This is a genomic window from Eubacteriaceae bacterium ES3 (genome assembly GCA_030586155.1).
Taxonomy (GTDB): Bacteria; Bacillota; Clostridia; order Eubacteriales; family Eubacteriaceae; genus Acetobacterium.
This window is the reverse complement of record CP130741.1, coordinates 2,720,539-2,747,049: the sequence shown is the minus strand read 5'-3', so window position 1 is coordinate 2,747,049 and position 26,511 is coordinate 2,720,539. Positions and strand designations below refer to the sequence as shown.

Genomic DNA, 26,511 nt, shown 5'->3' with positions numbered 1-26,511 from the left:
GTATCAAATTTCTTTGGAAGGGAAGTAAAATAATGAGTTTAACTGATTTGATTTATGCGGGTTCTAACGCTGTTGCGGGGTTGACAGAAGGGGCTGTAAAGGATGCCATTGAAAAGTATGGCGCCGACAAGGCGGTTATCTATCCCGATACAGCCTATTGTTTGCCGATTATATACGCGGCAACAGGTGTAAAAATTAAAACTCTTGGCGACCTACCAGCTGCAGTAGATATTTTAAAAAGTCTGATTACCAATAAGGACGATCTGGGTGAAGCTTTAAACGCTGGTTTGGCAACTGCAGTAGGGGCAGAGATCATCGAAGCAATCCGATATCTTGATGGAGATCCCTATGCCGATGATGCAGGGATTGGTTTTGTTCCTGATCCGATTATCAGATCCCTTGGTGTACCTCTGGTAACCGGTGATATCCCAGGGATTGCCGTGCTGTTAGGTAAGTCAGATGATGCGGCTTCACTGGCAGCAATTGTTAAATCCTATCAGGAAAAGGGTCTTTTAACCTTTATGGTTGGCGATATTATTGAACAGGCCGTTGAAGGTGGTGTCAAGATGGGTCTTGACTATCGAGTAATTCCGCTGGGACATGATGTGACTTCTGTCATTCATGTTGTGTCAGTGGCGATTCGTGCAGCCCTTATCTTTGGCGCTGTTGAACCTGGTAAATTGCCAGACTTCCTGACTTATACCAAAGATCGAGTTCCGGCTTTTGTCAATACCTTCGGAGCAATTGACGAAGTGGTGGTATCAGTAGGTGCAGGTGCCATTGCTCTTGGTTTCCCGGTCATTGCCGATGTAGAGGTACCAGAAGTTCCCGGCGCTTTAATGACACAGGCTGACCACGAGAAAACTGTAGAAACTTCCCTGGAAGCCAGAGAAATTAAAATAAAAGTAACTAAAATCGACGTTCCTGTTTCTGTGGCATCTGCCTTTGAAGGCGAACGTGTCCGAAAAGATACCATGTTCGCCGAATTTGGTGGAAATCGAACTGAATGCTGGGAGCTGGTCAAAATGATTGACCTGGCAGATGTGGAAGACCATAAAATTACAGTTGTGGGACCTGACATTGATGATGCCCAGTTTGCAGACCTTGATGTTGTTCGGTTGCCGTTGGGAGTCGTTGTTGAAGTAGCTGGAAAAGCAATGCAAAAAGATTTTGAAACCGTTCTGGAAAGACGTATTCATTACTTTATGAACTATATTGAAGGGGCAATGCACGTTGGACAGAGAAATATTGCATGGATTCGTCTGACAAAAGAGGCTTTTGAAAAAGGTTTCCGCTTAAAACATATCGGGGAAGTCCTATACGCCAAAATGCGGGATGAATTTGATAAAGTAGTGGATAAATGTCAGATAACCATTTATACGAATCCTGAGGACGTCAAACGCTTAGGCGAAGAAATGGTTAAGCCAATCTATGCTGAACGAGACGAACGTATGGATGCCTTGACCGATGAGAGTGTTGATGAATTCTATACTTGTCTTTTATGTCAGTCATTTGCACCAAGCCACGTTTGTATTGTAACCCCGGAACGTTTGGGCCTTTGTGGCGCAGTTTCCTGGTTGGACGCAAAAGCGACAAAAGAACTTGATCCAACCGGTCCTAACCAACCAGTTGTGAAAGGCCAAGCAATTGATGAAAAATTGGGTCGATGGGCTTCAGTTGATGAAGCAGTGTCACGAGACTCTCAGGGAGCTGTTGAACAGGTAACACTGTACTCCATTCTTGAAGATCCAATGACATCCTGTGGTTGTTTTGAATGTATCTGTGGAATTATGCCGGAAGCAAACGGTGTTATTATCGTTAACCGTGAATTTGGCGAAGCTTCACCGGTAGGTATGACATTTGGCGAACTGGCTTCAATGACCGGTGGTGGCGTTCAGACACCGGGCTTTATGGGACATGGCAGGTTTTTGATCGGTTCCAAAAAATTCATGGCAGCTGAAGGCGGTTTGTCACGAATTGTCTGGATGCCAAAAGAACTGAAAGATGACGTTGCAGAACGTTTAAATAAAGCGGTTCAGGAGATGACCGGAATCGAAAATTTTGCTGACATGGTTTGTGATGAAACTATTGCCTCTGATTCAGAAGGTGTTCTTGAATTCCTGGAATCAAAAGGACATCCGGCGCTGGGCATGGATCCAATTATGTAATTTAAAGAAAAAACAATCAGTTAAAGCAAAAAATTGTCTGAAGGCAATCCTGGAAAATATTTCTGGGATTGTCTTAATCTTTTTTAAGCTGTTAGCTTTATCTGTTGGAATCGGTTAAAGCTGTGATATAATGATAGTAGGTATTTAGAAGCATTAAAAAAGCAATAGCAAATAAGCCAAAACAGTTGTGAACAGGTGTAGTAGTTTTGCAAAATTGCAGATTGAAGCGCATCTGAGACCTGACCATTATGAAAAACGAAAGGAGGCTGAGATCATGTGTGAATCATCAGCATATTTACTGACTCCTGAAGGAGAAACTAAAATTATGGATTACGTCGTTGATATTATTCCTAACGACGATGGCAGTTTGACACTTTCAGATCTTTTGGGCGGAACTAAAATCGTACAGGGGAAATTAAAGGAAGTTAAACTGTTAAACCATAAAATTATTATTGAGGAAAAAGCGGTTTAATTATGAACATTGTTGTACTTGACGGGATGGGAGGCGGCATCGGTTCCCGGATCGTTGGTATTTTAAAAGAAGAAATGCCGTCTTATATTGAAGTGTATGGGCTGGGTACGAATGCTCTGGCCACGGCGGCAATGCTTAAAAAAGGTGCCAATAAAGGGGCAACCGGTGAAAATGCTATTTCGGTATCAGTAAAAAAAGCAGATTTCATTATTGGTTCAATTGCGATGACAATTCCTAATTCAATGATGGGTGAAGTGACGCCTAAAATGGTAGAAGCGATTGGTAACAGTGAAGGAATTAAGATATACATTCCGATTTTACCGGAAAATCATCATATTGTGTCACTGGAGGAAAAACCACTGTTGCTGCAAATTAGAGAAGCAGTGACCCTGATTAAGAAGGAATTGAATCTGGGTGATGCCTGATGGAAGAACAGTTGAAATTTGAAAAAGATCGTGAAATATTTAAGGTTTTACTGGCTCATTGGATTAACCATTCTGCTGGTCATATAGAAGGTTATGCTGAATGGCAGCAGAAGCTCGAAGGAACTGATCTTGATGATGTGGCAAAAGAGATAGCTATAGCTATTGAGAAAATGGAAGAGTCTCGAAAGCATCTGATGAAAGCAAAGATATTATTTAAATGATAAGACTGAACAGAACATTAATTGTTCTGTTTTTTTGTGGTCAAAATGGGAATAAAAAGGTATAATATGGATAAAATCAAGAAAAAGAAGGTCCCAATATGAGAATTGTCAATCGTAAAAAATTTCTGATCACAACGATTGGATTATTATTAATAGTTTTGCTGATTATTACATTAATAACAGTGAACGTATATAACAGGATGTCGCAGGCTAATGACCAGGTCGTTGCAGAAAGTGAAAATCAGGCTAACGAGAATAAAAATACAACTACAATAACTACTCAGACTGAAGCAAACTCACAAACAACAGAAAACGCTGAGGTAAACGAGACTACTCAAACAGAGACTCAGGTACAAACATCCGATACGTCCTCTGGCAGTTTGGGGGCATCTGGGATTTTTACAGAAGGCAGTATTACCCAGGTTGCCAACAAGCAGTACGCTTTATCTTCGAGTTATATACCTGATGACCTCACCTGGCTTGATCTTCCGGCGACAAGAGATACACAAATGCGGGCAGAGGCAGCAGCTGCACTGACTGAACTTTTCAATGCGGCTCAAAATCAAGGGATTACCTTATACTGCTGTTCGGGATATCGTTCATATGAAACCCAGGCTGACTTATACCAGTGGAATGTGGATACTTATGGGCAAGCCGAGGCAGATCTGGTCAGTGCAAAGCCGGGAACCAGTGAACATCAGTTGGGCTTGGCTATGGATGTGACCAGTGAGTCAGTCGGTTTTGACTTGCTGGAAAGTTTTGGACAAACAGAGGAGGGTCAATTTGTAAAGGCGAACGCTTATAAATATGGTTTTATTATCCGTTATCCCCAGGGAAAGACTGGGATTACCGGTTACTCCTACGAACCCTGGCATTTGCGTTATGTGGGGGTTGATGTGGCAACCGATATTTATAACAGTGGCCTGACCATGGAAGAATACTACGGACTGGTATAATCTATTGAGTGGTGTTTTCTCAAATACCCGTTAACAGTGAAGGGTCAGGTTTACCGGGACCGGTCAAGTAGAGCGGCATTTCAGAAAAAAGATTTACAAAGCCGAGAAATTTGTTATAATAATGATATTGTGCGCCCGTAGCTCAGGTGGATAGAGCAGTAGTTTCCTAAACTGCGTGCCGGAGGTTCGAATCCTCTCGGGTGCGCCATACATAAAACTGCCAATGAAAATTTTTAAAGTTCTCATTGGCAGTTTTATGTTTTTTGAGATTGCTTTAGACATTATAATTGAAAGGATTAAGATAATTTTAAGCATAAAGGCTATAATATAAATAGAAGTTAGCACTCGCTTATATAGAGTGCTGATAAAAATATAAAGGAGGCGTTTTTAATGTTAAGTTTAACCCCGTACAGAAAAAACAGGGTCGCTACCACTGATGATGTTGTTAACTTTTATGACATGGTTGATCATTTCTTTAACGACGTCCAAGCCCCATTTAAGGGTTTTGAAGAAAAAACCTTTAAAATTGATGTAAAAGAAAACGACAATGAGTATCTGGTAGATGCCGAATTGGCCGGGTACGATAAAGATGAGGTGCGGATACGCTTTGATGATGGTCGATTGATTATTTCAGCTGAAAAGAAGGCTGAAATTGATGAGCAGAAGGAACACTATATTCATCGAGAACGATCATTTGAATCCATGCAGCGGGTCATCAGACTATCAGATGTTCTTGAAGAAAATATCAAAGCCAGCTTTGATAATGGAGTCTTGAAAATTGTAGCACCAAAATCCAAAGATGTGGAAAAACGAAAAGAAATACCGATTGAGTAAAGTATCAGAAGCCCGGTGGTCCCGGGCTTTTTCTATGTTAAAGAGGATTTTAATTCCGAGAGCTAGTAATTGAAATTGAAGAAATTGATAAACTGGGTATTGGGGAATCCCCAAAAGGAATTATACTATCGATTGAACTGTTTTAAAAATTAACCAAAAGTGGTAAAATAAAGCAAGTGTAGTGAAAGTACTAAATCAAATTACAGAGATCAGGGAGATGTCATGAAGGATAGAAAATTTTACATTCTGATGCCAATTTTTTTATTGCTTTTTGTTCTGATTTCCCCTATTATTATAGCCTGGTTGGGTATTGTTTTAGCTCCGATTATCAGGTTACCGGTTTTTGTGGCAATATTATTTGTAATCACGGTAGTCATTGCCTGGGTAGGGCGAATTGGAAGAAAATGATAACTGATAATTTATGCTCGGGAGTAGAACGATTGAAAATAAGACGTGTTGAACAGAAAGATTATCAGCGGGTGCTGGATATTCTGAATAAAGCAATTAAAGACCGGATTTTTACAGCACTTTTGACGACGACAACGATGGAAGAAAGAAAAGACTGGTTTATTAAGCACAGCCTACCTAAACATCCGATGTTTGTCGCTGAAATTGATGATCATGTAGTGGGATGGATTACTCTGGGGAACTTTCGTGATGGAAGAGAGGGTTTTTTGTGTACCTCTGAATTAAGCTATTACATCGATGAAAATTATAGAGGGCAGGGAATTGGCTCAGTGCTGATGGATACAGCTATTGAGGCAGCTCGTGAGATTGGCTATAAAAATCTTTTGGCAGTGGTTTTTGATACGAATATTGGCAGCCAGAAATTGGCAATTAAAAAAGGATTTAAGCAATGGGGTCATCTTCCTGATGTGATTGAAATTGACGGCAAAACTCATGGTTGCGATTATTGGGGATTAAAACTATAAAACCCTTGATTTAGAACAAATAAGATGGTATAATATTTGCGTTGTTCAAAAGGCTTCGGCCTTTTTTTATTGTTAAAAATAGAAATATATCTTTATTAGTGTATTTAATTATTGACAGAAATAAGGAACCTGTGTTATTCTACGATAGTGACTATTGATAATAGGAAACGTGTGTCTGATGTTTGTACAGGTGTTTATTTAAAAATGTAGGAGGTGCTGAAATGAGAGTCAAAGTTACTTTAGCATGTACAGAATGTAAGCAACGAAATTACGATACAATGAAAAACAAAAAAAACAATCCAGATCGTTTAGAAATGGAAAAGTATTGCAGATTTTGTAAAAAGCATACAACTCACAAAGAAACAAAATAATTGAATTGAGGATCGATGATGGCAACTAAAAAGAAAAAGAATAATGCCAGTAAACCCCAAAATGAACAAAACACACCTGTTCAGGCTGCGAAAGATACCGATAAAGGGTCAAATCTGGTAAAAGAAGAGAAGAAGTCTGCTGCAAAAAGCGAGAAGAAATCTTCTAAAAAATCAGTTGATAAAAATAAAAAACCCAACATATTTCAGCAATTGGTTGCATTTTTAAAAGGTGTTTATTCCGAACTGAAAAAGGTCACCTGGTTAAACAGACAGGAACTTGCTCAGAAAACTGGACTAGTTGCAGGAATTGTTGCAATTTTCACATTACTGGTATGGATTGTTGATACCGGATTAGGAGCACTTGCCGCGTTGTTTTTGAATGTTTAGGTAAGGGAGAGTCATGGAATACAATCAACAGGATCAGGCGCAATGGTATGTTGCCCATACTTATTCCGGTTATGAGAATAAGGTGAAGGCAAGTATTGAAGCGACTGTCGAAAATCGAAATATGGAAGATCAAATTCTTGAAGTTCAGGTTCCTGTTCAGGAAGTGGTCGAAAAAAAAGACGGGAAAAGTGTTATTAAGGAAAAGAAGCTATTCCCGGGTTATGTCATGATCAAAATGTTCATGACGGATGATTCCTGGTACGTGGTACGTAATACCAGAGGTGTGACGGGGTTTGTTGGTCCTGCCTCAAAACCGGTTCCTTTATCCCAGCATGAGTTAAAAAGTATGGGAATTCGTCAAAAACGAGTCGAAATTCAGATTGAAGTTGGCGAGGAAGTTAAGGTAACCGAAGGGCCTTTTGAAGGGTTCACCGGTATTATTGAAGAAATTCACGAGGAAAAATCACTTGTTAAGGTCAATGTATCCATGTTCGGACGTGAAACCAGCGCCGAATTTGGCTTTGAACAAATAGAAAAATTAAACACTTAAGGAAAAACTATTCTTCATGCGTCTCGAAAGAGCAAACCAAACAATAATAAGATGAAGGAGGTGTTAACATGGCAAAAAAGGTAATTGGACTAATTAAACTTCAAATTCCTGCCGGAAAAGCGACACCAGCTCCACCAGTTGGACCCGCTTTAGGTCAGCATGGTGTTAACATTATGGGATTCTGTAAAGAATTCAATGCAAAAACTGCAAATGATGCAGGAATGATTATTCCTGTTGTTATTACGGTCTATCAGGATCGATCGTTTTCTTTTATTACAAAAACTCCGCCAGCTGCGGTTTTACTAAAAAAAGCTGCTGGAATTGAATCAGGTTCAGGAGTTCCAAATAAAACAAAAGTAGCGAAAGTTACACAAGATCAGGTCCGAGAAATTGCAACAACAAAAATGCCCGATCTTAATGCTGCATCGGTAGAATCTGCAATGCGAATGATTGCAGGAACAGCCCGCAGTATGGGGATCACTGTCGAAGAATAATTTAAAAAACCTTAAGTGGGAGGAAAAATCCGTTATTACCACAAGGAGGCAAAGATGAAAAGAGGAAAAAAATATCAAGAACTGATGAAGTCATTTGACAAACAGGAAGTCTTTGATATTGCAGAAGCTGTAGCACAGGTAAAAAAAATGGCGACAGCAAAATTCGATGAAACAATCGAATTACATGTAAAACTTGGTGTTGACTCACGTCATGCTGATCAGCAGGTACGTGGAGCTATCGTTTTACCCCATGGTACCGGTAAATCTGTAAAGGTTCTGGTTATTGCTAAAGGGGATAAACTTAAGGAAGCTGAAGAAGCTGGAGCAGATTTCTTTGGTGAAGATGATATAATTGATAAAATCCAGAAAGAAAACTGGTTTGATTTCGATGTAATGATCGCTACTCCTGATATGATGGGAAAAGTTGGCCGCTTGGGTCGTGTTTTAGGGCCAAAAGGTTTAATGCCAAACCCAAAATCAGGTACAGTAACGATGGATGTTGCCAAAGCTGTTACTGATACAAAAGCTGGTAAGGTTGAATACCGTTTGGATAAAACCAACATCATGCACGTTGTAATTGGTAAGGCGTCTTTCTCGGATGAAGCTTTAATTGAGAATATGAACGTGTTACTGGAAACAGTTAAGAAAGCTAAACCTGCTGCTTCAAAAGGACAGTACTTCAGAAGTATCACACTGGCTAGTACCATGAGTCCTGGTGTTAAAGTCAATAGTGGAAAAATATAAGCTAATTTGACTTGACTAGACACAATTAAAGTGATAAAATATAAATGTTGTAAAAGTTTATTCATCCAAAGACAGTAGGTGTCCATAAATCCTACCGAGGCTGAAGAGATATGCTGAAATTATGCCCTCTTCACATTTGGAGAGGGCTTTTATTATACAAATCTAGAGGAGGTGACAATCGCACATGGCAAAAGTTGAAGAAAAACAGGTCATTGTTCAGGAAATTGCTGACAAATTCAGGAACTCTCAGACTGCAGTTCTGGTAGACTACCGTGGACTGAACGTTGAAGAAGTAACTGAACTACGTAAAAAAGCAAGAGAAGCTGGCATTGATTATAAAGTATATAAAAATTCAATGATGCGATTTGCCGCAAAAGAAACGGGTCTGGAAGGTCTGTTGGATGTAATGGTTGGACCAACAGCTGTCGCATTCTGCGAAACTGATCCGGTTGCTCCGGCAAAATTATTAAGTGAATTTGCTAAAACTCATAAGGCACTTGAAATTAAAGCTGGTATGGTTGATGGTAAAGTTCTTGATGTCAAAGGCGTCGAGGATCTGGCGGAATTACCGCCACGAGAAGTATTGGTTGCAAAAGTATTGGGTGGTTTAAACGCACCAATTACAGGATTTGTCAATGTATTAAATGGCAATATCCGTGGTTTGGTTGTAGCGCTTAATGCAATTGCTGAACAGAAACAAGCATAATAAAAGAATATTTGGAGGACAAATAAAATGGCAAGTGAAAAAGTAACTCAATTAATTGAAGATGTAAAAGGTTTAACAGTATTAGAACTGGCTGATCTGGTTAAAGCTCTGGAAGAAGAATTCGGCGTTAGCGCTGCTGCTCCTGTAGCTGTTGCTGCTGCTCCTGCTGCTGGTGGCGCTGCTGCTGCAGAAGAAGAAAAAACTGATTTTGATGTAATCCTGGCTTCTGCTGGCGATCAGAAAATCAAAGTTATCAAAGTTGTTCGTGAATTAACTGGTTTAGGACTGAAAGAAGCCAAAGAATTAGTTGATGGCGCACCAAAACCATTAAAAGAAGGCGCAACTAAAGAAGAAGCTGATGAAATCAAAGCAAAAATTGAAGAAGTTGGCGGAAGCATCGAAGTTAAATAATTAAGCATCATACTTTAAAATCACTTGCTTGCGCAGGTGATTTTTTTGTTTAAGCGATGAGCACAACAGACGAGGTCTGGGAAAGAAGAAAAATGGGAAAGAAAGATAAAAATCAAGTCAAAGAAATCACACCAATGGACGTTGATTTTCCACAGTGGTATACGGATGTCATCTCAAAAACTGAACTCTGTGATTATTCTCCGGTTAAAGGCTTCATGGTCATTCGTCCCTATGGTTATGGCATCTGGGAGCTGATGCAGAAGCATTTTGACAAACGTTTTAAGGAAACGGGACATGAAAATATGTATTTTCCACTCCTGATTCCGGAAAATCTTTTAACAAAAGAAGCAGAACACGTTGAAGGATTTGCTCCTGAAGTGGCATGGGTAACCCATGGCGGAGAAAAGGAACTGGCAGAGCGATTAGCCGTTCGACCGACTTCTGAAACGATTATTTGCAGTATGTATTCTAAATGGTTGAATTCTTACCGCCAACTACCTTTTCTTTACAACCAATGGTGTTCAGTTGTACGTTGGGAAAAGACAACCCGTCCCTTCCTGAGAACTTCGGAATTCCTGTGGCAGGAAGGTCATACAATCCATGAAACCGCTGAAGAAGCTCAAGAAGAAACGATGAAAATGCTGGGAGTCTACAAAGAAGTCGCTGAAAATATTTTGGCCATGCCAGTGTTGGTTGGACTGAAGAGTGAAAAAGAAAAATTTGCTGGGGCTGATGCCACTTACACGATGGAAGCGCTGATGCATGATGGTCAGGCCCTGCAGTCGGGGACATCCCACAATCTTGGGCAACATTTTACAAAAGCTTTTGATATTACATTTCTGGATCGCAATAATGAGCAGGCTTATCCTTTTCATGCTTCCTGGGGGGTATCCACCCGCTTAATTGGTGGTATTATTATGGTCCATGGAGATGACAATGGTCTTGTTCTACCGCCTGAAATCGCTCCAGTGCAGGTTGTTATCATTCCGGTTGCTCAGCATAAAGAAGGCGTTCTTGATAAAGCCTGGGAAATCAGCAAAGAACTGGGAAAAGATTTCCGGGTTAAAGTAGATGACCAGGATGGTTATTCACCTGGTTGGAAATTTAATCAGTGGGAAATGAAAGGTGTACCGATCCGACTGGAAATCGGCCCTAGAGATATCGAAAACAATCAGTGTGTTTTAGCACGACGGGACACTGGCGAAAAGGTTTCAGTAAGTCTGGATGGTCTCGAGAAAACGGTAAAAGACCTGCTGGCAGAGATTCAAAACAATCTGTTCGAAAAGGCGTTAAAAATGCGTGAAGAAAAGACGTCTACAGCAGAAAATATGGACCAGTTTAAAACAGTACTCAAAGAGAACCCTGGTTTTGTCAAAGCGATGTGGTGTGGCGACCGGGCTTGTGAGGATAAGGTTCGAGAAGAAACGGGCGCATCCATTAGGTGTATCCCATTTGATGAAGAACAGGAAAATCTATTTGAGGGGAAATGCGTTTGCTGCGGGAAGCCAGCAGAAAAAATGGCATATTTTGCCCGCGCATATTAAGGTGTAATCCGCAATGGAAATCATTGAAATGCTGGATCTGGGCTTTGAGCTGGATGAAAAAAAATTTTACGAACTGATTCGGATGGAACAGGGTTCAAAACGAGCCGCTCCGATAGAGAGAATTCTTTCGGTAGCTAAACATATTCCCAGTCCTAAGGTGATGTATGGTGTTGCTCAGGCGAAAATTATTGATGAATCAAATTTTTCCATCGACAATGTAGTTTTTAATTCAAAGGGCGCAGTGGAAAAAATTAAAGAGTATTCGATGGTGATTCCTAATATTGTTACTTCCGGACGGGAAATCGAAGAGTATTGTTTAACGATGGATAATGTTCTGGATCAGTATATTGTCATGGAGATTTGTAATTTTTCCTGTGAATTTGCCAGAGAAGCGATGATAAATGACTTAAAAAATCGGGTCAATATCGATGTTTTTGACTTTTTATATCCAGGGGAAGACGGATTTAATTTGGATTCAGGTAAAAAAATATTCCAGTTATTTGAAAATGTCGACGAGAAGATTGGCGTCAGTGTTTCAGACATGGGATTGCCATCTCCCAGCCGTACCGCCTATTCCTTGTGTTTTGCGTGATAAAAAAAGATCTGCCGTTGGCAGATCTTTTTTTAAGCTTTTTGAAGGGCCTCAAGAAGTTCGAGCATATTTTGCTTTTTAACCGGGTGAATAAAATAAGGTGCTATTTCAGTTAATGACTGGAGAACAAAATCACGTTGTGCAATTCTTGGGTGAGGCAGGATAACATGAGGATCATTTGAAATCAGGTCACCGTAAAAGAGGATGTCCAGATCAATGGTCCGTGGTCCCCAGTGTATCTTTCGGTCACGCTTCAAGTCAAGTTCGATTTTCAGAAGATGATCCATCAATTCTCGGGGAGGGAGATATGTTTTGAAGAAAATAACATTATTTAGAAACGGGTCCTGGTCTTCATAGCCCCATGGGGGTGTTTCGATGATCGAGGAGGTTTTAAGAAGTTTGACTCCCGGCAGACCTTTGATGGCGGTAATGGCATTTTCTATATTTTCCTGTCGGTTACCCATATTGCTGCCTAACCCCAGATAAACCTGATGCCAGCTGCGGTTTAATTCTATTGAAACGGTATCCAGAGACCGTAGAATTGGAGCCCAGGGTTTTTTAATCGTGATCGATACAGCTGCTACCATGTCGTAGTGGTCCAGCACATAAGTAGCCAGCTTTTCACCGGCGGTTTCAATTAAATCATAAGATTCTTTTTTAAACTCTTCTTCAAGTTCATGGGATAATTGACCATAATGAACAGACTTAGTCAGATCGCCGGTAATAGCGGCTTCGCGCATCTCAAGTGTGAGGACAACAGTTATCAGAAATTTTTGACCCAGCTTTTTTTCTTCGGGAAAAACCCCGTGGTAGGCAAAGACTTCCAGATCTTTAATTGTTAAATGATCCATTTCAACCTCCCATTATTGCTTTGGTCATAATTGCTGCTCGTTTATTTTCCAGGACATCGTGGACACGAATAATCGAGGCACCCTTTAAGATTCCGATGACTGTAGTTGCCATAGTTCCTTCGACTCGTTGATCAACGGGTAGATCCAGAGCATTGCCAATCATTCGCTTGCGGGAGGTACCAAGAAGGACAGGAAAGCCCAGCTTTTTCATTTCTTCCAGGTGATTCATGACATAGAGGTTCTGTTCATTGCTTTTGGCGAAGCCAATGCCCGGATCCAGAATAATCTGCTCATCAGTTACGCCGCCCTTATGGGCGATATCAATTGATTCATTAAGATCGCTGAAAAACTCTTCCGAAAAGTTTATATACTCTCTGTCAGTTCGGTTATGCATCAGGACACAGGGGACCTGATAGCGGGCAGTAACCTCGGCCAATTTGGCATCGCGTTTAAAACCCCAGACATCATTAATAAGATCAGCACCAGCTTGTAGAGCTTTTTCGCCGGTTTCTCCTTTATAGGTATCAATTGAGATAGGAATATCGAAGCGTGCTTTAATGGCTTCAATTACTGGAACAACTCGGCGAGTCTCTTCTTCGGCATCTATGGGTGTGTGTCCGGGACGAGTGGATTCACCACCTAAATCAATGATGTCGACACCGTCGTTGATCATTCTTTCGACATGTTTAAGGCTTTGATCCAGAGAATTATATTTACCGCCATCAGAAAAAGAGTCGGGAGTAACATTTAAAATGCCCATGATCAGGACTTCAGTGTTTGGATCAAAATCTTTTTTTCCAATCTTCATAGTTCTTCCTTTCTGTTTGCTGCAAAACAAACGTAAGCTTGGGGAATATCATTATAATAAGGAAAGGCTGGTGACCAGACGTTTCTTCACCAGCCTTTTTGAATATTTTAGTATAAAAGTGTCAAATTCTTTTTATCGGCAGGCCAGTCACATTTTTTTTCCACCGGACAGATTAAGCAGTTACGCGATAATTTGTCGCTTTCATAAAAAATCCGGTCAAAACCACTGGTCTGAGGGTTTCGATGGTTTTTAATGGCAGAAAGAATCTGCTGCTTTTCCGTTTCATTAAAATCAAGGATTTCCAAAAGTGCCAGGGCTAGCTCATGGGAGGCGGCTTCATGAGGTGTTTTATTAAGATATTGTTCAAAGCGGCCAATATCATGAAGCAGGGCGGTGGTATAAATCAGGTCCCTTGAAAGCCCCAACTTTGATTCATAACATTTAATCGTTGCAATTCTTGCAACGTCTAGAAAATGAGCCAGATTGTGGCGGCAAAATTCCCTGTTGCTTTCACAATAGGATATTTTTTCTAAATACGATTGGTAATCGCTGTTTTGATAAAGCCGGTTGCTGTTGATAAGATGATCCATTTTATCTGAGACTTAAGAGGCGGTAAACCTCATCTTTTAGATCCTTATTATTTTCAAAAACACCGGCTTGCATGGCGGTAACGGTTTTGGTTCCGGGTTTTTTAACCCCTCTCATATTCATGCAGAGATGTTCTGCTTCGACAATGACCATAACCCCCTGGGCATTTAAATATTCCATAATGGCTTCACCAATTTCACAGGTCATCTGCTCCTGCAGTTGCGGTTTCCTGGCATAGACATCAACGGTTCGCACCAGCTTGGAAAGACCGGCGACTCGTCCGTTGGGGACATAGGCGATATGGGCCTTACCAAAAAATGGCAGAATATGGTGTTCGCACATGGAATAGAAGGGAATATCTCGTTCAATGACAAGGTCATTGCATTTTACAGTAAAAGATTTTTCTAAATGTTCTTTTGCTGTTTGGTCAATTCCTGAAAACACTTCTGCATACATACGAGCCACTCGTTCAGGGGTTTCGATTAGTCCCTCGCGATGTGGATCTTCTCCAATGGCTTCCAGTATCATTACCACTGCGTCTTTAATTTTTTCCTGGTCAATCATTTTTCTCCTATCGCCAGACAAAGTATTTGTCCGGAATGGTTTTTGTTAAAACCAAATAAAAAAAGCATTACTTAAATATTACAAAAATTAAGCAATGCTTCCGCAACCCTTTATTTAATTGGAAGGGAACCAGCGGAAGCAACAAGATATCGCAATGAGTTCATTTCGTTTAAGGGCAACTTCCCATCCCTTAACACTTCACGCATCTTGCCTACTCTGTAACTATTTAATTAGACGTATTTTAACACTATTGTAAAGGAGTTACAAGAGTAATATAATGCTTAATTTAAAATAATAATAATTTAAGAAAAGTAATAAATATGACGAAAAAGTATCATATTTAAGGCTTGAATCAGGTGAATTTAGGCTTTTGATTTTGTAAAAAACATAAAATCAGGATTAAGCGGGATGGGGATAGCAACTGCAGGCAGAATGTGATAGAATAATTTTAGAGGTGAAGGAAATCAGTGAGAAAAGTTAAGCGACTTAAGATGCGTGGGATTCCCAGGCGAGCTTTTATTGAATATTTTAATAATCGGGCTAGGGAAAAAAACAAAGAAAATTATTATGGTGAATTTTGGGAAGCAACAGTTTTCCCCGAATATTTTGAAACAACTGGCAGCATTAAGATGAATTGTGTTGAAGTTGAGTTGAGTGTGGAAGCCGACCGATTTGAAGCATTTTTATTTCAATTTAGAAAAGATTTTCTGCGGGGTGGCGGATGAGTACAGTGGTGCAAAAAGAAAAGCATAGTTTTTATTCTCTGGATCAGGCAGGGTTTTTGTATACCGCTATCGCATCGTCCAGGATGTCAGCAGTTTATCGGATGAGTGCCGGACTTAATGAAGCAGTTGATCCGCAAATTCTGCAGGAGGCCCTTGACCACGTAATCATAAGGTTTCCCTATTTTCAGGTCAGCTTAAAGCGAGGATTTTTCTGGTATTATTATGAACATACTGAAAATAAACCGGTGGTTGAAGAGGAATCTCACTATCCCTGTAAAAATATGCGACAGCGTCAGGGTAAAACTTTTCCCTTTCGAGTTCTCTATTTTAAACGCTACATTCATGTGGAATTTAACCATAGTCTTTGTGATGGTGGGGGAGGGATTATCTTTTTACAAACCCTTTTAATCGAATATTTTAGGCTTAAAAAAGGGATTGTCCCTGTCGATATTGGAATTGCTAAGGATCTTTCATCGGAAGTTGATCCCCGGGAATTTGAAGATTCGTTTAAAGTCTACTATAAGGAAAAAGTACCGCCGCCGTCGGGAACAAAAAAAGTTTATCATTTCGATTTTGAATTGCTTAATAAGGGGGAGTATCTGCTTCTGACTGGAAAGGTCCCGTTAGAGCCGATCTATCAGTTAGCAAAAGAGAATAAATGCAGTATCACCCAGTATCTTTTAGCGTTCTATATGGAGAGTATTCAGGACTACATAAAGAATTCTGATCTTTCGGAAAGACAAAAGCGGCGCCAGCGGATTGCTGTTAATCTGCCGGTCGATTTGAGAAAAATGTTTTCCTCTATAACGCTGAGAAATTTTTTTATCAGCTTGAGCCCGGATCTGGACTTGTCGCTCGGTTACTACACCCGGGAAGAAATTATTGAGCAGATAAAAGGGTATATGGGGCTGTATATGAACAAGAAGCATATCTACCGCTTTATATCCAGAAACATCAGAAATGAAAAATTTATAGTGTTGCGGGTCATCCCCTTATGGATTAAAAAAATCGCAATGCCGATTCTCTATAAGCGCTATGGTGAAAGAGGCTATACCAGCGGTCTCTCAAATCTGGGGATTGTTCGCTTGCCCAGGGAAATAGAACCATTGGTAGACAGCATTGAAGTATTTCCTGCCCCATCTTCAGAGAGCCGACTTAAGCTTGTTATGATAACATACAATGGTCAGATTGCTCTGTCCTTTGGAAAAACTTCGGCCAATACAAGTATTGAACGTTTATTTTTTACAAAGATTCGGGAGATGGGGATTCCTGTTAAAATTGAAACGAATAAGAGGTGAGTCTATGGCATATTGTCCAAGGTGCGGTGTGCAGGTGGAATGTGATGTAAGAAAATGTCCTCTCTGTGATTTTCCCATACCTGATACCGGGGAAGTCTGTAATCCAGAAGAGCAGAAATACCCCCAGGCGATTAATACTTATCCGGAAGACCATCTGGAAAAAAAGAATAAAGCTTTTTTCACGATAGCGATTATTGCTTTGAGTCTAGTTATGATTCTGATGGTCATTTATTCGGTTTATCCCTGGCTCGGTTTTATTAAATATTTAGGTATTTCTATCATTGCAATTTTTGCCCTGATATTTTTTGGGATGGGCTATTTAAAGTCATGGATAAATATTTTAGGGGCTTATCTGACCCTGCTTATCGCCGGTTATCTGATATTTTTACTGACCGGCAGTCAGTTTAACTGGTTTATTCAATTTTTCCTGCCGATTCTGACTCTTTTTTACCTGGACGTCTGTCTGTTCAGGCTGGTTTTAAAACGTACTCGAAAGAAAAATCAGTTTATCTTTATCCCTTCAAACCTGATTCTCTTTTTAATTGTCTTATGTATTGGAATCGATGGTGTGCTGAGTCTTCATTTTATTGGGCATATCAGGTTGACATGGTCACTGATTGTTGGAATTTCAGGTGTTGTCATTATTTTGATACTACAGGTGATTTATCACCGTCTATCAGAAAAAACGCTGGAGAAATTAAAGAAAAAAATGCATGTGTAGGTCAACAATGAAGACGGTCGGCTATTTAGATAAGCGTTTATATCGGATAAAAATTGTTGAAGAATCAGGGGAGCTCATTAAAATAACGTTTAATGAAGAACAGCTGATGATAGATGAAATATTAAATTCTACACCACTAATTGAAAAGACGATCAGGCAGCTTAAAGAGTATTTTGCCGGGGAAAGACGGGAATTTTCTTTACCAATGAGGATGAATGGCACTGATTTTCAGATGAAAGTTTGGGATGGGCTGAGACAGATCCCTTACGGAAGAAAGGTCAGTTATAAAGAACTTGCTGAACTTATTGGTCATCCGAGAGCCTATCGGGCAGTGGGAACAGCCAATCATTATAATCAGCTGCCGATTATTATTCCTTGTCATCGAGTGATTAAAAGCAGTGGTCAGCTGGGAGGATACAGCGGTGGAGAATTTATTAAAGAAAGTTTGTTGTATTTGGAAAAAAGAGTTTTAAACAGTGAACAATAAGAATTACGTGTAATAGTCAGATAATCTGATTGTTGCACGTTTTTTTTAGATTATTTGTCAATCGAATTATGCGCATTTACATAGAAAAATCACGTTGCGGAATGAAAAAACAGAAGTGAATATAGGTTGGATAAAATTTTAACAAATTAAATATAAATGTGATTAAAATTCATAAAATGGAGATAGTATAAACAATAAGATATCAATTCACTAAAACTTTAAAAGTCTTAATTGTAAATTTTAAGATCTGTTTTAATATGGCTAATATGGATATAAAAGCTAATATAATTAGTTGTATATTAGGATATATTGGGTTTATTGAGATAATAATGAGGTCATTAATAAAATTAAAGTTTATTAAAAGGGTTAGAAACAAAGAAATTATCAGTAGTGGTTAAAAAAAGATAGGGGTATGGGAAGGGTTTCATGGTAAATTCTTTAAAACAAGAAACAGGGTGGCTTGAGTAAGAGGAAAGGAAGTTTAACTATGGCAATTCAAATTAAACCGGAAGAAGCAGTTTTAAAGATTAAAGACAGTGATTTATTAATGATTGGCGGTTTTTTAGGAGCAAGTGTCCCCCTGGTAATGATTGACCAGATTGTGGAGAAAAACATAAAAGATCTGACAGTGATTAGTGTTGGTGCTGGATATCGTGGTGGAGGGGTTGATATTGGGAAATTGGTCCTAAATCAGCAGATAAAAAAATATATCACCTCTCATGTTGGAACCGATCCTAATCTGATTAAACAGATTGTTGCTGGCCAGGTGGAGATGGATCTTAGTCCGATGGGAACCTTTATCGAAAGAATTAGAGCAGCCGGTGCTGGATTGGGTGCCGTAGTTACCCCGGTTGGACTGGGAACTGAGGTTGAAGAAATGGCTGATAAAATCTTAGTTGATGGTAAGGAATATCTTTTGTTTAAACCGATTAAAGCAGATGTGGCGATTATTAAAGCTGCTCGATGTGACAAAATGGGGAATCTTGAATACCAGGGGATTTGCAGTACGAATCCGGTAATGGCTACGGCTGCTGATATTGTAATCGCTGAAGTAGAAGAGATCGTAGAAGTTGGCGAAATCAGTCCTGAAGCTGTCGGAACAGCCGGAATATTTGTGGACTATTATGTTCAGGGATATACAAACAGTGAGCGAAAAGCAATTTATGAAGATTTGTGGATTGCTGGGAATAAGATATAGGAGGCAGAGATGGGAAGAGAACTTATTGCAAAACGGATTGCTAAAGAATTTAAGGACGGGATGGTTGTTAATCTGGGAATTGGAATTCCTACTTTGTCGGCAAACTATATTCCTCAAGGAATGAACGTTATTCTCCAGACTGAAAACGGAGGACTTTTGTTTGGTGGCTCACCCAAACGGGGAGAATCCAATCCTGATTGGACAAATGCCGGGACTGAACCCATTACGATTCTACCAGGTGGCGCGGTATTTGATCTGGCTACTTCCTTTGGGATGATTCGTGGCGGACATATCGATATGACAGTCGTGGGAGCCTTGGAAGTGGACCAGGAAGGCAGTGTTGCAAGCTGGAAAATTCCTGGCAAACTCTTAACTGGAATGGGCGGTGCTATGGATTTGCTCTATGGATGTAAGCGTGTCGTGATTGCGATGACCCATATTGATAAGCATGGCAATCCTAAAATTAAAAAAAAATGCACACTGCCCTTAACAGCTTTAAAAGTTGTGGATACCATCATCACGGATAAAGCGGTCTTTGATGTGGTAGAAAATGGGCTTAAACTCATTGAAATTGATGAATCATCTTCATTGGAGGAAATTATTGATTTAACTGAAGGTGAGATCGTAAATATTTATGAATGGAAATTAAGAACATAGGAGAAAAATATGATAAAGAATAGATGGATGATTTTAGTTGTCAGTGTTGTAATCAATCTTTGCATTGGCTTTGCCTATGCCTGGAGTGTATTTCAAAAACCCTTGATGGAAACATTTGGCTGGTCATCAGCCCAAGCTTCACTTGTATTTACCATAAATCTGGCCGTTTTGCCCCTTGCCATGATTGTTGCAGGACGTTTGGTTAAGAAAATTGGCGTACGTGGAGTCGTTCTGACTGGCGGCTTCCTGTTTGGCCTTGGGATTTTCTTAAGTAGCATGATCAACAGTATTGGAGCGCTTTATTTTACTTATGGCTTAGTGGCTGGTAGCGGAATTGGTCTTATTTATTCCTGTACAGTATCCAATACGGTAAAATGGTTCCCAGATAAAAAGGGTCTGGCCGGCGGTTTAACAGCAGGTGGATTTGGTGCTGGGTCGATCATTTTTGCACCAGTTGCCGTTACCTTTATTAGTACTCAGGGAGTGCTGGGAGCCTTTCGGATTTTGGGCTTAATTTTTTCCGGTGTTATTTTACTTTTAGGTTTATTAATGAGTTCTCCACCGGAGGAGTCCGGAGTGGTCGAAGAAAAAACTGCAGACCAAAGTGGGAAACGGGAACTTAATACTCGGGAGATGTTAAAAAATCCGGATTTTTATATGATTTGGATTTTGATGGTGCTGGGCTGTATTTCTGGGCTGATGATTATCAGTCAGGCTTCTCCTATTGGGCAGGCCAAAGTGGGGCTTTCTCAGGAAGAAGCAGCTTTTGCCGTAGGCTTTATCGGTCTGGCCAATGCCACCGGAAGGGTGTTTTGGGGGATGGTTTCAGATAAAATTGGTCGTTACCAGACCCTGATTATGATGTTTCTATTCAGCAGTTTAGGTCTTATTTTATTAGTTGTAACCAGTGCCTTACCATTGTTTTTAGCCGCTATTTGCTTGATTGCGGCCAGCTATGGCGGCGTATTCGGTTTATTCCCGTCAATTACCGCCGATTTGTTTGGCGTTAAAAATATGGGTATGAACTATGGTGTGGTCATGACAGGATTATCTGTTGGTGCCATCATCGGCCCTCAAATAGCTGCCTTTGCAGTTGAAGCAAGTGGTTACGATCTGGCCTTTATTATTACCGTCGGAATCAATTTGGCAGCTTTAATTCTGGTTTTACTGGCAAAACGAAAAAGCGAACAACTAAAAACAGCTAATTCATAAAAAAAAGCAGGGCGAAATGCCCTGCTTTTACTGTTTATGTGAGACGGTATTTACGGTTTAATAAGTCTTCTCTTTCTTTCCAGTCAGACATCAGATTACCCAGGGCTCCATAAAAAGATAGATTATGATTAGGGTAGGTAAAATGAAGCATTTCATGGAGAGCGATGTATTCAATACACTCTTTTGGTGTTTTAATCAGCTCCAGATTTAAAATGATCCGTTTGGATTTTGGTGAACAGGCACCCCAACGGGTATCCAGTCGATAAATCTTCAGATCCGGTACATTCAGGTTATATGGTGCCGCTTTTACGATAGCCTGGGCCAGGGCATCTACAAAAATATCTTTAGCCTGCTCACGATACCACATATCAAGAACAAATTCTTTATGTTTTACTGATTGGCTGTCGTTAACATTGAGAATAATTCGGTTCTGTGCTATAGTAACCCCAGTTTCAGGAGTTTCGTTAACAGACAGGGAATAATAATCACCAAGGTACTTGTGCTTTTCTCCGGTTTTAAATTCATAATGTTTCAGCAGCTCAGGTGTTGTATCAAGGTTGCCAAGCATTTTGTCACCTCCATAGTTTTAAGACTGATCTCTTCGAATTCAAATTTAATTATAATGCTTAAAATCAGCAAAGTGAATGAAAATACTTGTTGTCATGAGAAAAGAATTGGTGAAGAGGTCGCTTTGATGGGGTTAAAAATTAACTCAATAATCTTTATTAATCCTCGGGAATATTATGTGCTAAATAGATGAAAAAATGTTATAATAACCAGATATCCAAAAGAATGAAAGGAGCGTTCAATGGAGACACGTTTAAAAGTAACCTTAATTCAGCATACGCCAGAGCCGGAAAAGCTGGTGGCGGCAGCTGCTAAACTCTGTTACTCAACTGCAGGCGCAGATGAAATAATGGAAGATTTAAGCGATGAGAATGTTGAAAAATTTTTAAATCGATTAATGGGGATGGGTCATGCTTCACCCATCGAACACGCAAGCTTTACCTTTGCGATTGAAGGGGTGAGCCGATCATTGACGCATCAGCTGGTTCGACACCGATTGGCTAGCTTTAGTCAGAAATCCCAGCGATATGTCAATGAAAATCAGTTTCACTATGTGATTCCACCTGAAATTAAAGGGATTCCAGAAGGTGAAAAAATCTTTGTACAGGGGATGGAGAATGCCCAGAAAACCTATGATGAACTGGCCGAGAAATTGATGAAGGCCCACATGGAAATACTTTTAGCTGAGGGGGTTTCGGAAAAAACTGCTAAAAATCTGGCTGAGAAAAAGGCAATCGAGGACGCACGGTTTGTTCTTCCTAATGCCTGTGAAACGAAAATTGTAATGACCATGAACACCAGAGAGTTATTGCACTTTTTCAATCAGCGATGCTGTAATCGGGCGCAATGGGAAATAAGAGAATTGGCTATTGAAATGCTGAAACTTTGTCGTAATGTGGCACCGCTTTTATTCAAGAAAGCTGGTCCAAGATGCTTATTTGCTTCATGTCCCGAAGGTGCTATGACCTGTGGAAAGATTGAAGCAGTCAGAAAACAATTTCAGGAGTATTAGGGAGGTAAAATGGAAGAAATAAAAAATCCCCTAAGGACCAATATTATTGCGGCAATAATTGGCGCTTTAGCAGGAGTTTGTCTAATAGTGGCCCCAATGATTATTGAGGTTTTCAGAATTTATCAGTTTTATTTTGCGTATTTTGGCATTATCATTATTATTTTTGCAATTGGATTTTTTATCTTTTATCAGAAACGCTCACAACAATTTAAGAAATTTTTAGAGCAAAGAGATGATCTGTTAAACTGGGAATATGATGATGATCAGTATACTGGTTTTATCGGTGAGCTAAATGCGATGCAGCGGGCAGCCAATAAAAAAAGAGTCTGGATTTTACTGCTCATTATTGTGGCTGTTTCCGTTCTACTCTTTTTTCTTTTATCAGATGATATGAAATGGTTAAGTTTCATATTCTTTGGCTTTTTTATGGTCAGTTCACTTTTATTTACCATTGTTTTCCCCGAAAGCTTTAAATATAAGGCAATGGTTAAACCTTATGTGACTATTATCAGTTACGATGAAGCTTATATTATGGGGCGTTTCCATAAATGGACTAAAGCCAAAGCAGCGATTAAAAATTATGATAATGGCAGTCAGATTTATAAAGTACTGGCCATTAATTATGAGGCCTGGACGCGAAATGGTAAAATGTTTCAGGAGTGGACAGCCGTTATCCCTGATCCGAAAAACCCGGAAATGTTATCTGAGGCAAAGCGTTGGGTTAACCGGATTAATAAAGCTTCAGCTGATTATGAAAATGAGTTGAAGGATAAAAAGGGCTGGTGGGAGAGACAGTTTGATAAATTAAAGAAAAAAAGTTAAAGGCATAAAGAAGCGACCAGGCAGCCGGGTTTTTCCCGGGTGTCTGGTCGCTTTTTAGTTGGAAGACTCATTATTCTGGGTAAGTCATATTTTCAGCTTTTATGATTTCAAGTACTTCAGTCAGAAATTTTTTTGATTCATAACGAGCCATTGGCAGGTTCATATCCAGATAGTTGCCGCAGTCACGGGGTGAAGCACCTGGGATTTCATCCTCAAAATCGGCCATAAACTGATACAGGTTTTTAATCAGGGGCAGGACATCTAAAGGGCTTAGGTCGCCTTTCATCAACAGATAAAATCCGGTTCGACAGCCCATTGGTCCAAAGTAGACAACGGAATCACTAAGGGTTTCATCGTTTCGAAGATAGGTTGCACCAAGGTGTTCCATGGCATGGAGTTCCGCATTGTTAATAACTGGTTCACGATTGGGTTCCTTCATCCGAATATCAAAAGTGGTAATGCTGTCTTCTCCACAGACATCTATTCGGGATACGTAAATACCTCTGAGCAGATCGAGGTGGTTGACGGTAAAACTGGCAATTTTTTTCATTTTTTAGTCCTTTCGTGTTAAATAGTTGTTGATTGCGTCCAGATAGTGCACAAGAATATTGTGACAGGGATAAATTCTATAGTCCTGGTTGAAATCTTTATAGGGAATAGATTTGCGACCGCCACCCTTGGCGTCACGCCAGTAACGTCTTAGCTGATTAAATGGCAGCAGGAAGACTTCGTCGCAAAATTTAAAATGAACAATCAGAAATGAAAGGCCATCCTGTTTCTGAAAAGCCTCCATAAATTCTATCTGATGTTCATGGATATTGGCGATGGGAAGGCTTTTCTGACCAGTTTCTTTGGCGTCAAAACAAATTGGAATCCCCTGGACATTACCAAGATAGTCGACGGTGCTTTTTTCTTCAAAATAGGCGAGTTTGATGGTCCCTTTGCCGGGATCCAGTTCCACCGGCTTGATTGAAGTCGGGATTTTTTGAACCACAGCCAGTCCCTGTTCCAGATAAATCTTGTTACTGATATTGATATTTTCTTCTAATTGACTGCCACGCAGTCCGCGGCTATTCCAGTATGCCATGGGAAAGCTCCTTTAATAAGTCTGGATCATAATGAAGAGCGTTAAGGACCCTTAGAAATAAAGCTGGGATAGGGGCAGTAAAGCACTGATCCAAAAGGCAATAGGTGTGGCTGTGCAAAAGCTGAGATTTAAGCTGATAGTTTTTTTTAAATAACTGATTGACTTCGGCATCGCCATATTTAGGATCGCCCACAATAGGGTGGCCAATATGGGATAGTTGGACCCGGATCTGGTGGGAACGACCAGTTTTAAGATCAATTTCCAGCAGGGAAGTATTATTATAGGCAGCCAGGCGTCTATAATGAAGCAAAACGGTTTGTGCTTTGTCGTTAATCGGAGTCGATGCAACGGAGGAACGATTTTGTGCAGCTGATTTTTCAAAATAATGGGAACAGGACCCACTGTCAGGGGTTAGTCCGCTAACCAAAGCCAGATAATTTTTCCTGGTTTGACGCTCTCTGATAGACTGGTTAACCTGCTGCAATGTTTTAAAATCTTTTGGGATCAGCACGATTCCGCTGGTGTTGCGATCCAGGCGGTTGGAACAGGCTGGGACAAAGGTAATTTCGTTTGCGGGATTATAGGCTTTAGTGCTGATTAAATAGGCCAGAGCCTGATCGATTAAGGAGCTTTCACCGCTTTTATCCGGTTGTGTCAGTAAACCGGCGGGTTTATTGACGACCAGCAGGTGTTCAGATTCATATACACGATCAAGGGAAGCAGTCAAAGTGGGATCCTGTAAACTTTGATTATCCTTGGGCGATTCGGAGAATTTTAAAAAGGTTTCGTCTGAAAAATACAAGGTGACACAGTCATCCACTTTTAATAAAGTTGAAGCCTCAGCTTTAGAGTGGTTTAGCTTGATATTTTTTTTGCGCAGCATTTTCTGGATAAATCCTTTTGATGCATTTGGCAGCAACTTTTGAAGAAAGCGGTCCAGCCGCTGCCTGCTTTCGTTTTCGGTTATGGTTAATTCTTTCATGAAACTCCTGATATTTTGAGTGGAATGATAAAAGTATACCATGTAAACCATAAAAAAAACAATAATCGAAGTGATTATTGTTTTTAAAAAGTAAAGTCTATCGCTTATTGCTGCAGTCCAGTACGTTTTTAATCTTATGTGCAACCATAGCCTTAATTGCGTTTCGGCCAGGACCCAGATATTGACGGGGATCAAAATAGTCGGGATTTTCGATCAAAACCTGACGGATTGAAGCAGTCATTGCCAGCCTTAAATCCGTATCGATATTGATTTTACAAACGCCTGATTTAGCAGCTTTTCTCAGCATATCCTCAGGGACTCCTTTAGCACCGGGGATTTTACCGCCGTATTGATTACAAAGATCGACAAACTCTTTAGGAACTGAAGAAGCACCGTGAAGGACTAAGGGGAAATCCGGCAGCAGATCACTGATTTTATAAAGTCTTTCAAAATCCAGTTGTGGTTCACCCTTAAATTTAAAAGCCCCATGGCTGGTACCAATGGTAATAGCAAGGGAATCACAGCCTGAGCGTTCAACAAACTCAACCGCTTCATCTGGATCGGTGAAGGCGGCATCCCGTTCGCTGACATTTACGGCATCTTCAATACCGGCCAGTTTTCCCAGTTCAGCTTCTACCACTACACCATGATCATGCGCATATTCGACAACCTGCTTGGTCAAGGCAAGATTTTCTTCAAAAGAATATTTAGATCCGTCTATCATGACAGAGGTAAAACCGGAATCCACGCAGGCTTTACAGATGTCAAAGTTGGCGCCGTGATCCAGGTGTAAACAAATATCAAGACCGGTTGTTTCGACAGCGGCCTCAACCAGTTTTCTCAGGTAGACTGGATTGGCATATTTTCTGGCACCGGCAGAAACTTGAAGAATAAGAGGCGCCTGTTGTTCCTCTGCTGCTTCTACGATACCCTGAATGATTTCCATATTATTGACGTTAAAAGCACCAACGGCATAGCCGCCTTCATAGGCTTTCTTAAACATTTCAGTCGATGTGACTAATCCCATAATTGAGACCTCCTGTTAATTCTATTTCTCAAGCTAAGTATACGCTTTTTTTAAAAGAAGCTCAAGTATTCAGACTCAAATACCATTTTTAACTTATG

General features: G+C 40.2%; 35 protein-coding genes, 1 tRNA gene, 1 riboswitch and 1 other annotated feature. Of the genes, 27 read left to right on the top strand and 9 right to left on the bottom strand.

Translation table 11 applies throughout. The features are described from left to right. Positions 1 to 32: 32 nt before the first annotated feature. From acsB to Q5O24_12630, 18 genes are all read left to right on the top strand, one after another. Complete coding sequence (gene acsB / locus Q5O24_12715) at positions 33 to 2,168, top strand: acetyl-CoA decarbonylase/synthase complex subunit alpha/beta (protein WKY47212.1); 2,136 nt, start codon at positions 33 to 35, stop codon at positions 2,166 to 2,168. Positions 2,169 to 2,442: 274 nt separating this feature from the next. Beyond that, positions 2,443 to 2,640, top strand: a complete 198-nt coding sequence (locus tag Q5O24_12710) for a CooT family nickel-binding protein (GenBank protein WKY47211.1) — start codon at positions 2,443 to 2,445, stop codon at positions 2,638 to 2,640. Positions 2,641 to 2,642: 2 nt separating this feature from the next. Next, a complete protein-coding gene (locus Q5O24_12705; GenBank protein WKY47210.1) occupies positions 2,643 to 3,065 on the top strand; it encodes a DUF3842 family protein in 423 nt (140 codons plus the stop codon). Then, a complete protein-coding gene (locus Q5O24_12700) occupies positions 3,065 to 3,286 on the top strand; it encodes a hypothetical protein (GenBank protein WKY47209.1) in 222 nt (73 codons plus the stop codon). The genes Q5O24_12705 and Q5O24_12700 overlap by 1 nt, the downstream gene beginning before the upstream one ends. Positions 3,287 to 3,384: 98 nt before the next feature. Then, positions 3,385 to 4,242, top strand: coding sequence for a M15 family metallopeptidase (locus Q5O24_12695; protein WKY47208.1), 858 nt, complete (start codon positions 3,385 to 3,387; stop codon positions 4,240 to 4,242). A gap of 131 nt (positions 4,243 to 4,373) precedes the next feature. Next, a tRNA-Arg gene (locus Q5O24_12690) sits at positions 4,374 to 4,450 on the top strand. A 182-nt stretch (positions 4,451 to 4,632) separates the two neighbouring features. Further along, positions 4,633 to 5,076, top strand: a complete 444-nt coding sequence (locus tag Q5O24_12685) for an Hsp20/alpha crystallin family protein (protein WKY47207.1) — start codon at positions 4,633 to 4,635, stop codon at positions 5,074 to 5,076. A 222-nt stretch (positions 5,077 to 5,298) separates the two neighbouring features. After that, positions 5,299 to 5,484: a hypothetical protein gene (locus Q5O24_12680; protein ID WKY47206.1), complete on the top strand. Its 186-nt coding sequence runs from the start codon at positions 5,299 to 5,301 to the stop codon at positions 5,482 to 5,484. Positions 5,485 to 5,516: 32 nt separating this feature from the next. After that, positions 5,517 to 6,008 (top strand): N-acetyltransferase family protein, encoded by a 492-nt coding sequence (locus Q5O24_12675; GenBank protein ID WKY47205.1) that lies wholly within the window; start codon positions 5,517 to 5,519, stop codon positions 6,006 to 6,008. A 221-nt stretch (positions 6,009 to 6,229) separates the two neighbouring features. After that, positions 6,230 to 6,379, top strand: coding sequence for a 50S ribosomal protein L33 (rpmG, locus tag Q5O24_12670; GenBank protein WKY47204.1), 150 nt, complete (start codon positions 6,230 to 6,232; stop codon positions 6,377 to 6,379). A gap of 18 nt (positions 6,380 to 6,397) precedes the next feature. After that, positions 6,398 to 6,766 carry a preprotein translocase subunit SecE gene (gene secE / locus Q5O24_12665; GenBank protein WKY47203.1) on the top strand — a complete coding sequence of 123 codons (369 nt, stop codon included), beginning with the start codon at positions 6,398 to 6,400 and terminating at the stop codon, positions 6,764 to 6,766. 13 nt (positions 6,767 to 6,779) lie between these two features. After that, entirely contained in the window at positions 6,780 to 7,316 is a 537-nt protein-coding gene (gene nusG, locus Q5O24_12660; GenBank protein WKY47202.1) for a transcription termination/antitermination protein NusG, read from the top strand. Positions 7,317 to 7,384: 68 nt separating this feature from the next. Then, complete coding sequence (gene rplK / locus Q5O24_12655) at positions 7,385 to 7,810, top strand: 50S ribosomal protein L11 (GenBank protein WKY47201.1); 426 nt, start codon at positions 7,385 to 7,387, stop codon at positions 7,808 to 7,810. Between the two features lie 54 nt (positions 7,811 to 7,864). Next, positions 7,865 to 8,554: a 50S ribosomal protein L1 gene (rplA, locus tag Q5O24_12650; GenBank protein ID WKY47200.1), complete on the top strand. Its 690-nt coding sequence runs from the start codon at positions 7,865 to 7,867 to the stop codon at positions 8,552 to 8,554. 47 nt (positions 8,555 to 8,601) lie between these two features. Next, positions 8,602 to 8,716, top strand: a sequence feature (ribosomal protein L10 leader region). A 22-nt stretch (positions 8,717 to 8,738) separates the two neighbouring features. Beyond that, complete coding sequence (rplJ, locus tag Q5O24_12645; GenBank protein ID WKY47199.1) at positions 8,739 to 9,260, top strand: 50S ribosomal protein L10; 522 nt, start codon at positions 8,739 to 8,741, stop codon at positions 9,258 to 9,260. A gap of 27 nt (positions 9,261 to 9,287) precedes the next feature. After that, positions 9,288 to 9,671: a 50S ribosomal protein L7/L12 gene (gene rplL / locus Q5O24_12640; protein ID WKY47198.1), complete on the top strand. Its 384-nt coding sequence runs from the start codon at positions 9,288 to 9,290 to the stop codon at positions 9,669 to 9,671. Between the two features lie 92 nt (positions 9,672 to 9,763). Beyond that, positions 9,764 to 11,215 (top strand): proline--tRNA ligase, encoded by a 1,452-nt coding sequence (gene proS / locus Q5O24_12635; GenBank protein ID WKY47197.1) that lies wholly within the window; start codon positions 9,764 to 9,766, stop codon positions 11,213 to 11,215. A gap of 13 nt (positions 11,216 to 11,228) precedes the next feature. Beyond that, a complete protein-coding gene (locus tag Q5O24_12630) occupies positions 11,229 to 11,807 on the top strand; it encodes a hypothetical protein (protein ID WKY47196.1) in 579 nt (192 codons plus the stop codon). 32 nt (positions 11,808 to 11,839) lie between these two features. Here Q5O24_12630 and folK read toward each other — a convergent pair whose 3' ends face one another. The 4 genes from folK to folE all read right to left on the bottom strand — a co-directional run bounded on the left by folK (position 11,840) and on the right by folE (position 14,615). Further along, entirely contained in the window at positions 11,840 to 12,658 is an 819-nt protein-coding gene (folK, locus tag Q5O24_12625) for a 2-amino-4-hydroxy-6-hydroxymethyldihydropteridine diphosphokinase (protein ID WKY47195.1), read from the bottom strand. Position 12,659: 1 nt separating this feature from the next. Then, a complete protein-coding gene (gene folP, locus Q5O24_12620) occupies positions 12,660 to 13,466 on the bottom strand; it encodes a dihydropteroate synthase (GenBank protein ID WKY47194.1) in 807 nt (268 codons plus the stop codon). A 107-nt stretch (positions 13,467 to 13,573) separates the two neighbouring features. Beyond that, on the bottom strand, positions 13,574 to 14,056 hold the full coding sequence (locus Q5O24_12615) for an HD domain-containing protein (protein WKY47193.1): 483 nt from the start codon (positions 14,054 to 14,056) through the stop codon (positions 13,574 to 13,576). A gap of 1 nt (position 14,057) precedes the next feature. Next, the gene (folE, locus tag Q5O24_12610) at positions 14,058 to 14,615 is read right to left on the bottom strand and encodes a GTP cyclohydrolase I FolE (protein WKY49255.1); all 558 of its coding nucleotides are present in this window, start codon (positions 14,613 to 14,615) and stop codon (positions 14,058 to 14,060) included. 131 nt (positions 14,616 to 14,746) lie between these two features. Beyond that, positions 14,747 to 14,839: riboswitch (THF riboswitch) on the bottom strand. A gap of 246 nt (positions 14,840 to 15,085) precedes the next feature. Here folE and Q5O24_12605 point away from each other — a divergent pair. The 7 genes from Q5O24_12605 to Q5O24_12575 all read left to right on the top strand — a co-directional run bounded on the left by Q5O24_12605 (position 15,086) and on the right by Q5O24_12575 (position 20,916). Continuing rightward, positions 15,086 to 15,343, top strand: coding sequence for a hypothetical protein (locus tag Q5O24_12605; GenBank protein WKY47192.1), 258 nt, complete (start codon positions 15,086 to 15,088; stop codon positions 15,341 to 15,343). After that, positions 15,340 to 16,641 carry a hypothetical protein gene (locus tag Q5O24_12600; GenBank protein ID WKY47191.1) on the top strand — a complete coding sequence of 434 codons (1,302 nt, stop codon included), beginning with the start codon at positions 15,340 to 15,342 and terminating at the stop codon, positions 16,639 to 16,641. The genes Q5O24_12605 and Q5O24_12600 overlap by 4 nt, the downstream gene beginning before the upstream one ends. A 4-nt stretch (positions 16,642 to 16,645) precedes the next feature. Beyond that, complete coding sequence (locus Q5O24_12595) at positions 16,646 to 17,362, top strand: hypothetical protein (GenBank protein WKY47190.1); 717 nt, start codon at positions 16,646 to 16,648, stop codon at positions 17,360 to 17,362. Then, complete coding sequence (locus Q5O24_12590; GenBank protein ID WKY47189.1) at positions 17,355 to 17,849, top strand: methylated-DNA--[protein]-cysteine S-methyltransferase; 495 nt, start codon at positions 17,355 to 17,357, stop codon at positions 17,847 to 17,849. The genes Q5O24_12595 and Q5O24_12590 overlap by 8 nt, the downstream gene beginning before the upstream one ends. Positions 17,850 to 18,336: 487 nt before the next feature. Beyond that, entirely contained in the window at positions 18,337 to 19,047 is a 711-nt protein-coding gene (locus Q5O24_12585) for a 3-oxoacid CoA-transferase subunit A (GenBank protein WKY47188.1), read from the top strand. Positions 19,048 to 19,056: 9 nt separating this feature from the next. Continuing rightward, the gene (locus Q5O24_12580) at positions 19,057 to 19,704 is read left to right on the top strand and encodes a 3-oxoacid CoA-transferase subunit B (GenBank protein ID WKY47187.1); all 648 of its coding nucleotides are present in this window, start codon (positions 19,057 to 19,059) and stop codon (positions 19,702 to 19,704) included. Positions 19,705 to 19,713: 9 nt separating this feature from the next. Then, entirely contained in the window at positions 19,714 to 20,916 is a 1,203-nt protein-coding gene (locus tag Q5O24_12575) for an OFA family MFS transporter (GenBank protein ID WKY47186.1), read from the top strand. Between the two features lie 34 nt (positions 20,917 to 20,950). Here the strand turns inward: Q5O24_12575 and Q5O24_12570 are convergent, their stop codons facing one another. Next, positions 20,951 to 21,484 (bottom strand): DUF45 domain-containing protein, encoded by a 534-nt coding sequence (locus tag Q5O24_12570; GenBank protein ID WKY47185.1) that lies wholly within the window; start codon positions 21,482 to 21,484, stop codon positions 20,951 to 20,953. A gap of 240 nt (positions 21,485 to 21,724) precedes the next feature. Here Q5O24_12570 and thyX point away from each other — a divergent pair, with 240 nt between their 5' ends. After that, on the top strand, positions 21,725 to 22,495 hold the full coding sequence (gene thyX, locus Q5O24_12565; GenBank protein ID WKY47184.1) for an FAD-dependent thymidylate synthase: 771 nt from the start codon (positions 21,725 to 21,727) through the stop codon (positions 22,493 to 22,495). 9 nt (positions 22,496 to 22,504) lie between these two features. After that, positions 22,505 to 23,317, top strand: coding sequence for a hypothetical protein (locus Q5O24_12560; protein WKY47183.1), 813 nt, complete (start codon positions 22,505 to 22,507; stop codon positions 23,315 to 23,317). 70 nt (positions 23,318 to 23,387) lie between these two features. Here Q5O24_12560 and Q5O24_12555 read toward each other — a convergent pair whose 3' ends face one another. From Q5O24_12555 to fba, 4 genes are all read right to left on the bottom strand, one after another. Next, positions 23,388 to 23,867, bottom strand: coding sequence for an S-ribosylhomocysteine lyase (locus Q5O24_12555; protein WKY47182.1), 480 nt, complete (start codon positions 23,865 to 23,867; stop codon positions 23,388 to 23,390). Positions 23,868 to 23,870: 3 nt separating this feature from the next. Next, on the bottom strand, positions 23,871 to 24,404 hold the full coding sequence (locus Q5O24_12550; protein ID WKY47181.1) for a Holliday junction resolvase RecU: 534 nt from the start codon (positions 24,402 to 24,404) through the stop codon (positions 23,871 to 23,873). Then, on the bottom strand, positions 24,388 to 25,386 hold the full coding sequence (locus Q5O24_12545) for an RluA family pseudouridine synthase (GenBank protein ID WKY47180.1): 999 nt from the start codon (positions 25,384 to 25,386) through the stop codon (positions 24,388 to 24,390). Before Q5O24_12545 ends, Q5O24_12550 begins: the two co-directional genes overlap by 17 nt. A gap of 97 nt (positions 25,387 to 25,483) precedes the next feature. Then, positions 25,484 to 26,413 carry a class II fructose-1,6-bisphosphate aldolase gene (fba, locus tag Q5O24_12540; protein WKY47179.1) on the bottom strand — a complete coding sequence of 310 codons (930 nt, stop codon included), beginning with the start codon at positions 26,411 to 26,413 and terminating at the stop codon, positions 25,484 to 25,486. Positions 26,414 to 26,511 lie beyond the last annotated feature (98 nt).

Excerpts from the sequence above, each read along its gene's own strand:
- rplA (WKY47200.1), top strand. The coding sequence starts at position 7,865 with ATGAAAAGAGGAAAAAAATATCAAGAACTGATGAAGTCATTTGACAAA.
- secE (WKY47203.1), top strand. The coding sequence starts at position 6,398 with ATGGCAACTAAAAAGAAAAAGAATAATGCCAGTAAACCCCAAAATGAA.
- Q5O24_12550 (WKY47181.1), bottom strand. The coding sequence starts at position 24,404 with ATGGCATACTGGAATAGCCGCGGACTGCGTGGCAGTCAATTAGAAGAA.
- Q5O24_12580 (WKY47187.1), top strand. The coding sequence starts at position 19,057 with ATGGGAAGAGAACTTATTGCAAAACGGATTGCTAAAGAATTTAAGGAC.
- Q5O24_12600 (WKY47191.1), top strand. The coding sequence starts at position 15,340 with ATGAGTACAGTGGTGCAAAAAGAAAAGCATAGTTTTTATTCTCTGGAT.
- Q5O24_12560 (WKY47183.1), top strand. The coding sequence starts at position 22,505 with ATGGAAGAAATAAAAAATCCCCTAAGGACCAATATTATTGCGGCAATA.
- thyX (WKY47184.1), top strand. The coding sequence starts at position 21,725 with ATGGAGACACGTTTAAAAGTAACCTTAATTCAGCATACGCCAGAGCCG.
- rpmG (WKY47204.1), top strand. The coding sequence starts at position 6,230 with ATGAGAGTCAAAGTTACTTTAGCATGTACAGAATGTAAGCAACGAAAT.
- Q5O24_12615 (WKY47193.1), bottom strand. The coding sequence starts at position 14,056 with ATGGATCATCTTATCAACAGCAACCGGCTTTATCAAAACAGCGATTAC.
- fba (WKY47179.1), bottom strand. The coding sequence starts at position 26,413 with ATGGGATTAGTCACATCGACTGAAATGTTTAAGAAAGCCTATGAAGGC.
- nusG (WKY47202.1), top strand. The coding sequence starts at position 6,780 with ATGGAATACAATCAACAGGATCAGGCGCAATGGTATGTTGCCCATACT.
- Q5O24_12570 (WKY47185.1), bottom strand. The coding sequence starts at position 21,484 with ATGCTTGGCAACCTTGATACAACACCTGAGCTGCTGAAACATTATGAA.
- Q5O24_12555 (WKY47182.1), bottom strand. The coding sequence starts at position 23,867 with ATGAAAAAAATTGCCAGTTTTACCGTCAACCACCTCGATCTGCTCAGA.
- Q5O24_12545 (WKY47180.1), bottom strand. The coding sequence starts at position 25,386 with ATGAAAGAATTAACCATAACCGAAAACGAAAGCAGGCAGCGGCTGGAC.
- acsB (WKY47212.1), top strand. The coding sequence starts at position 33 with ATGAGTTTAACTGATTTGATTTATGCGGGTTCTAACGCTGTTGCGGGG.
- Q5O24_12595 (WKY47190.1), top strand. The coding sequence starts at position 16,646 with ATGGCATATTGTCCAAGGTGCGGTGTGCAGGTGGAATGTGATGTAAGA.
- Q5O24_12630 (WKY47196.1), top strand. The coding sequence starts at position 11,229 with ATGGAAATCATTGAAATGCTGGATCTGGGCTTTGAGCTGGATGAAAAA.
- folK (WKY47195.1), bottom strand. The coding sequence starts at position 12,658 with ATGGATCATTTAACAATTAAAGATCTGGAAGTCTTTGCCTACCACGGG.
- Q5O24_12695 (WKY47208.1), top strand. The coding sequence starts at position 3,385 with ATGAGAATTGTCAATCGTAAAAAATTTCTGATCACAACGATTGGATTA.
- Q5O24_12590 (WKY47189.1), top strand. The coding sequence starts at position 17,355 with ATGTGTAGGTCAACAATGAAGACGGTCGGCTATTTAGATAAGCGTTTA.
- Q5O24_12685 (WKY47207.1), top strand. The coding sequence starts at position 4,633 with ATGTTAAGTTTAACCCCGTACAGAAAAAACAGGGTCGCTACCACTGAT.
- Q5O24_12710 (WKY47211.1), top strand. The coding sequence starts at position 2,443 with ATGTGTGAATCATCAGCATATTTACTGACTCCTGAAGGAGAAACTAAA.
- Q5O24_12680 (WKY47206.1), top strand. The coding sequence starts at position 5,299 with ATGAAGGATAGAAAATTTTACATTCTGATGCCAATTTTTTTATTGCTT.
- folP (WKY47194.1), bottom strand. The coding sequence starts at position 13,466 with ATGAAGATTGGAAAAAAAGATTTTGATCCAAACACTGAAGTCCTGATC.
- rplK (WKY47201.1), top strand. The coding sequence starts at position 7,385 with ATGGCAAAAAAGGTAATTGGACTAATTAAACTTCAAATTCCTGCCGGA.
- Q5O24_12705 (WKY47210.1), top strand. The coding sequence starts at position 2,643 with ATGAACATTGTTGTACTTGACGGGATGGGAGGCGGCATCGGTTCCCGG.
- Q5O24_12700 (WKY47209.1), top strand. The coding sequence starts at position 3,065 with ATGGAAGAACAGTTGAAATTTGAAAAAGATCGTGAAATATTTAAGGTT.
- Q5O24_12575 (WKY47186.1), top strand. The coding sequence starts at position 19,714 with ATGATAAAGAATAGATGGATGATTTTAGTTGTCAGTGTTGTAATCAAT.
- rplJ (WKY47199.1), top strand. The coding sequence starts at position 8,739 with ATGGCAAAAGTTGAAGAAAAACAGGTCATTGTTCAGGAAATTGCTGAC.
- Q5O24_12585 (WKY47188.1), top strand. The coding sequence starts at position 18,337 with ATGGCAATTCAAATTAAACCGGAAGAAGCAGTTTTAAAGATTAAAGAC.
- rplL (WKY47198.1), top strand. The coding sequence starts at position 9,288 with ATGGCAAGTGAAAAAGTAACTCAATTAATTGAAGATGTAAAAGGTTTA.
- proS (WKY47197.1), top strand. The coding sequence starts at position 9,764 with ATGGGAAAGAAAGATAAAAATCAAGTCAAAGAAATCACACCAATGGAC.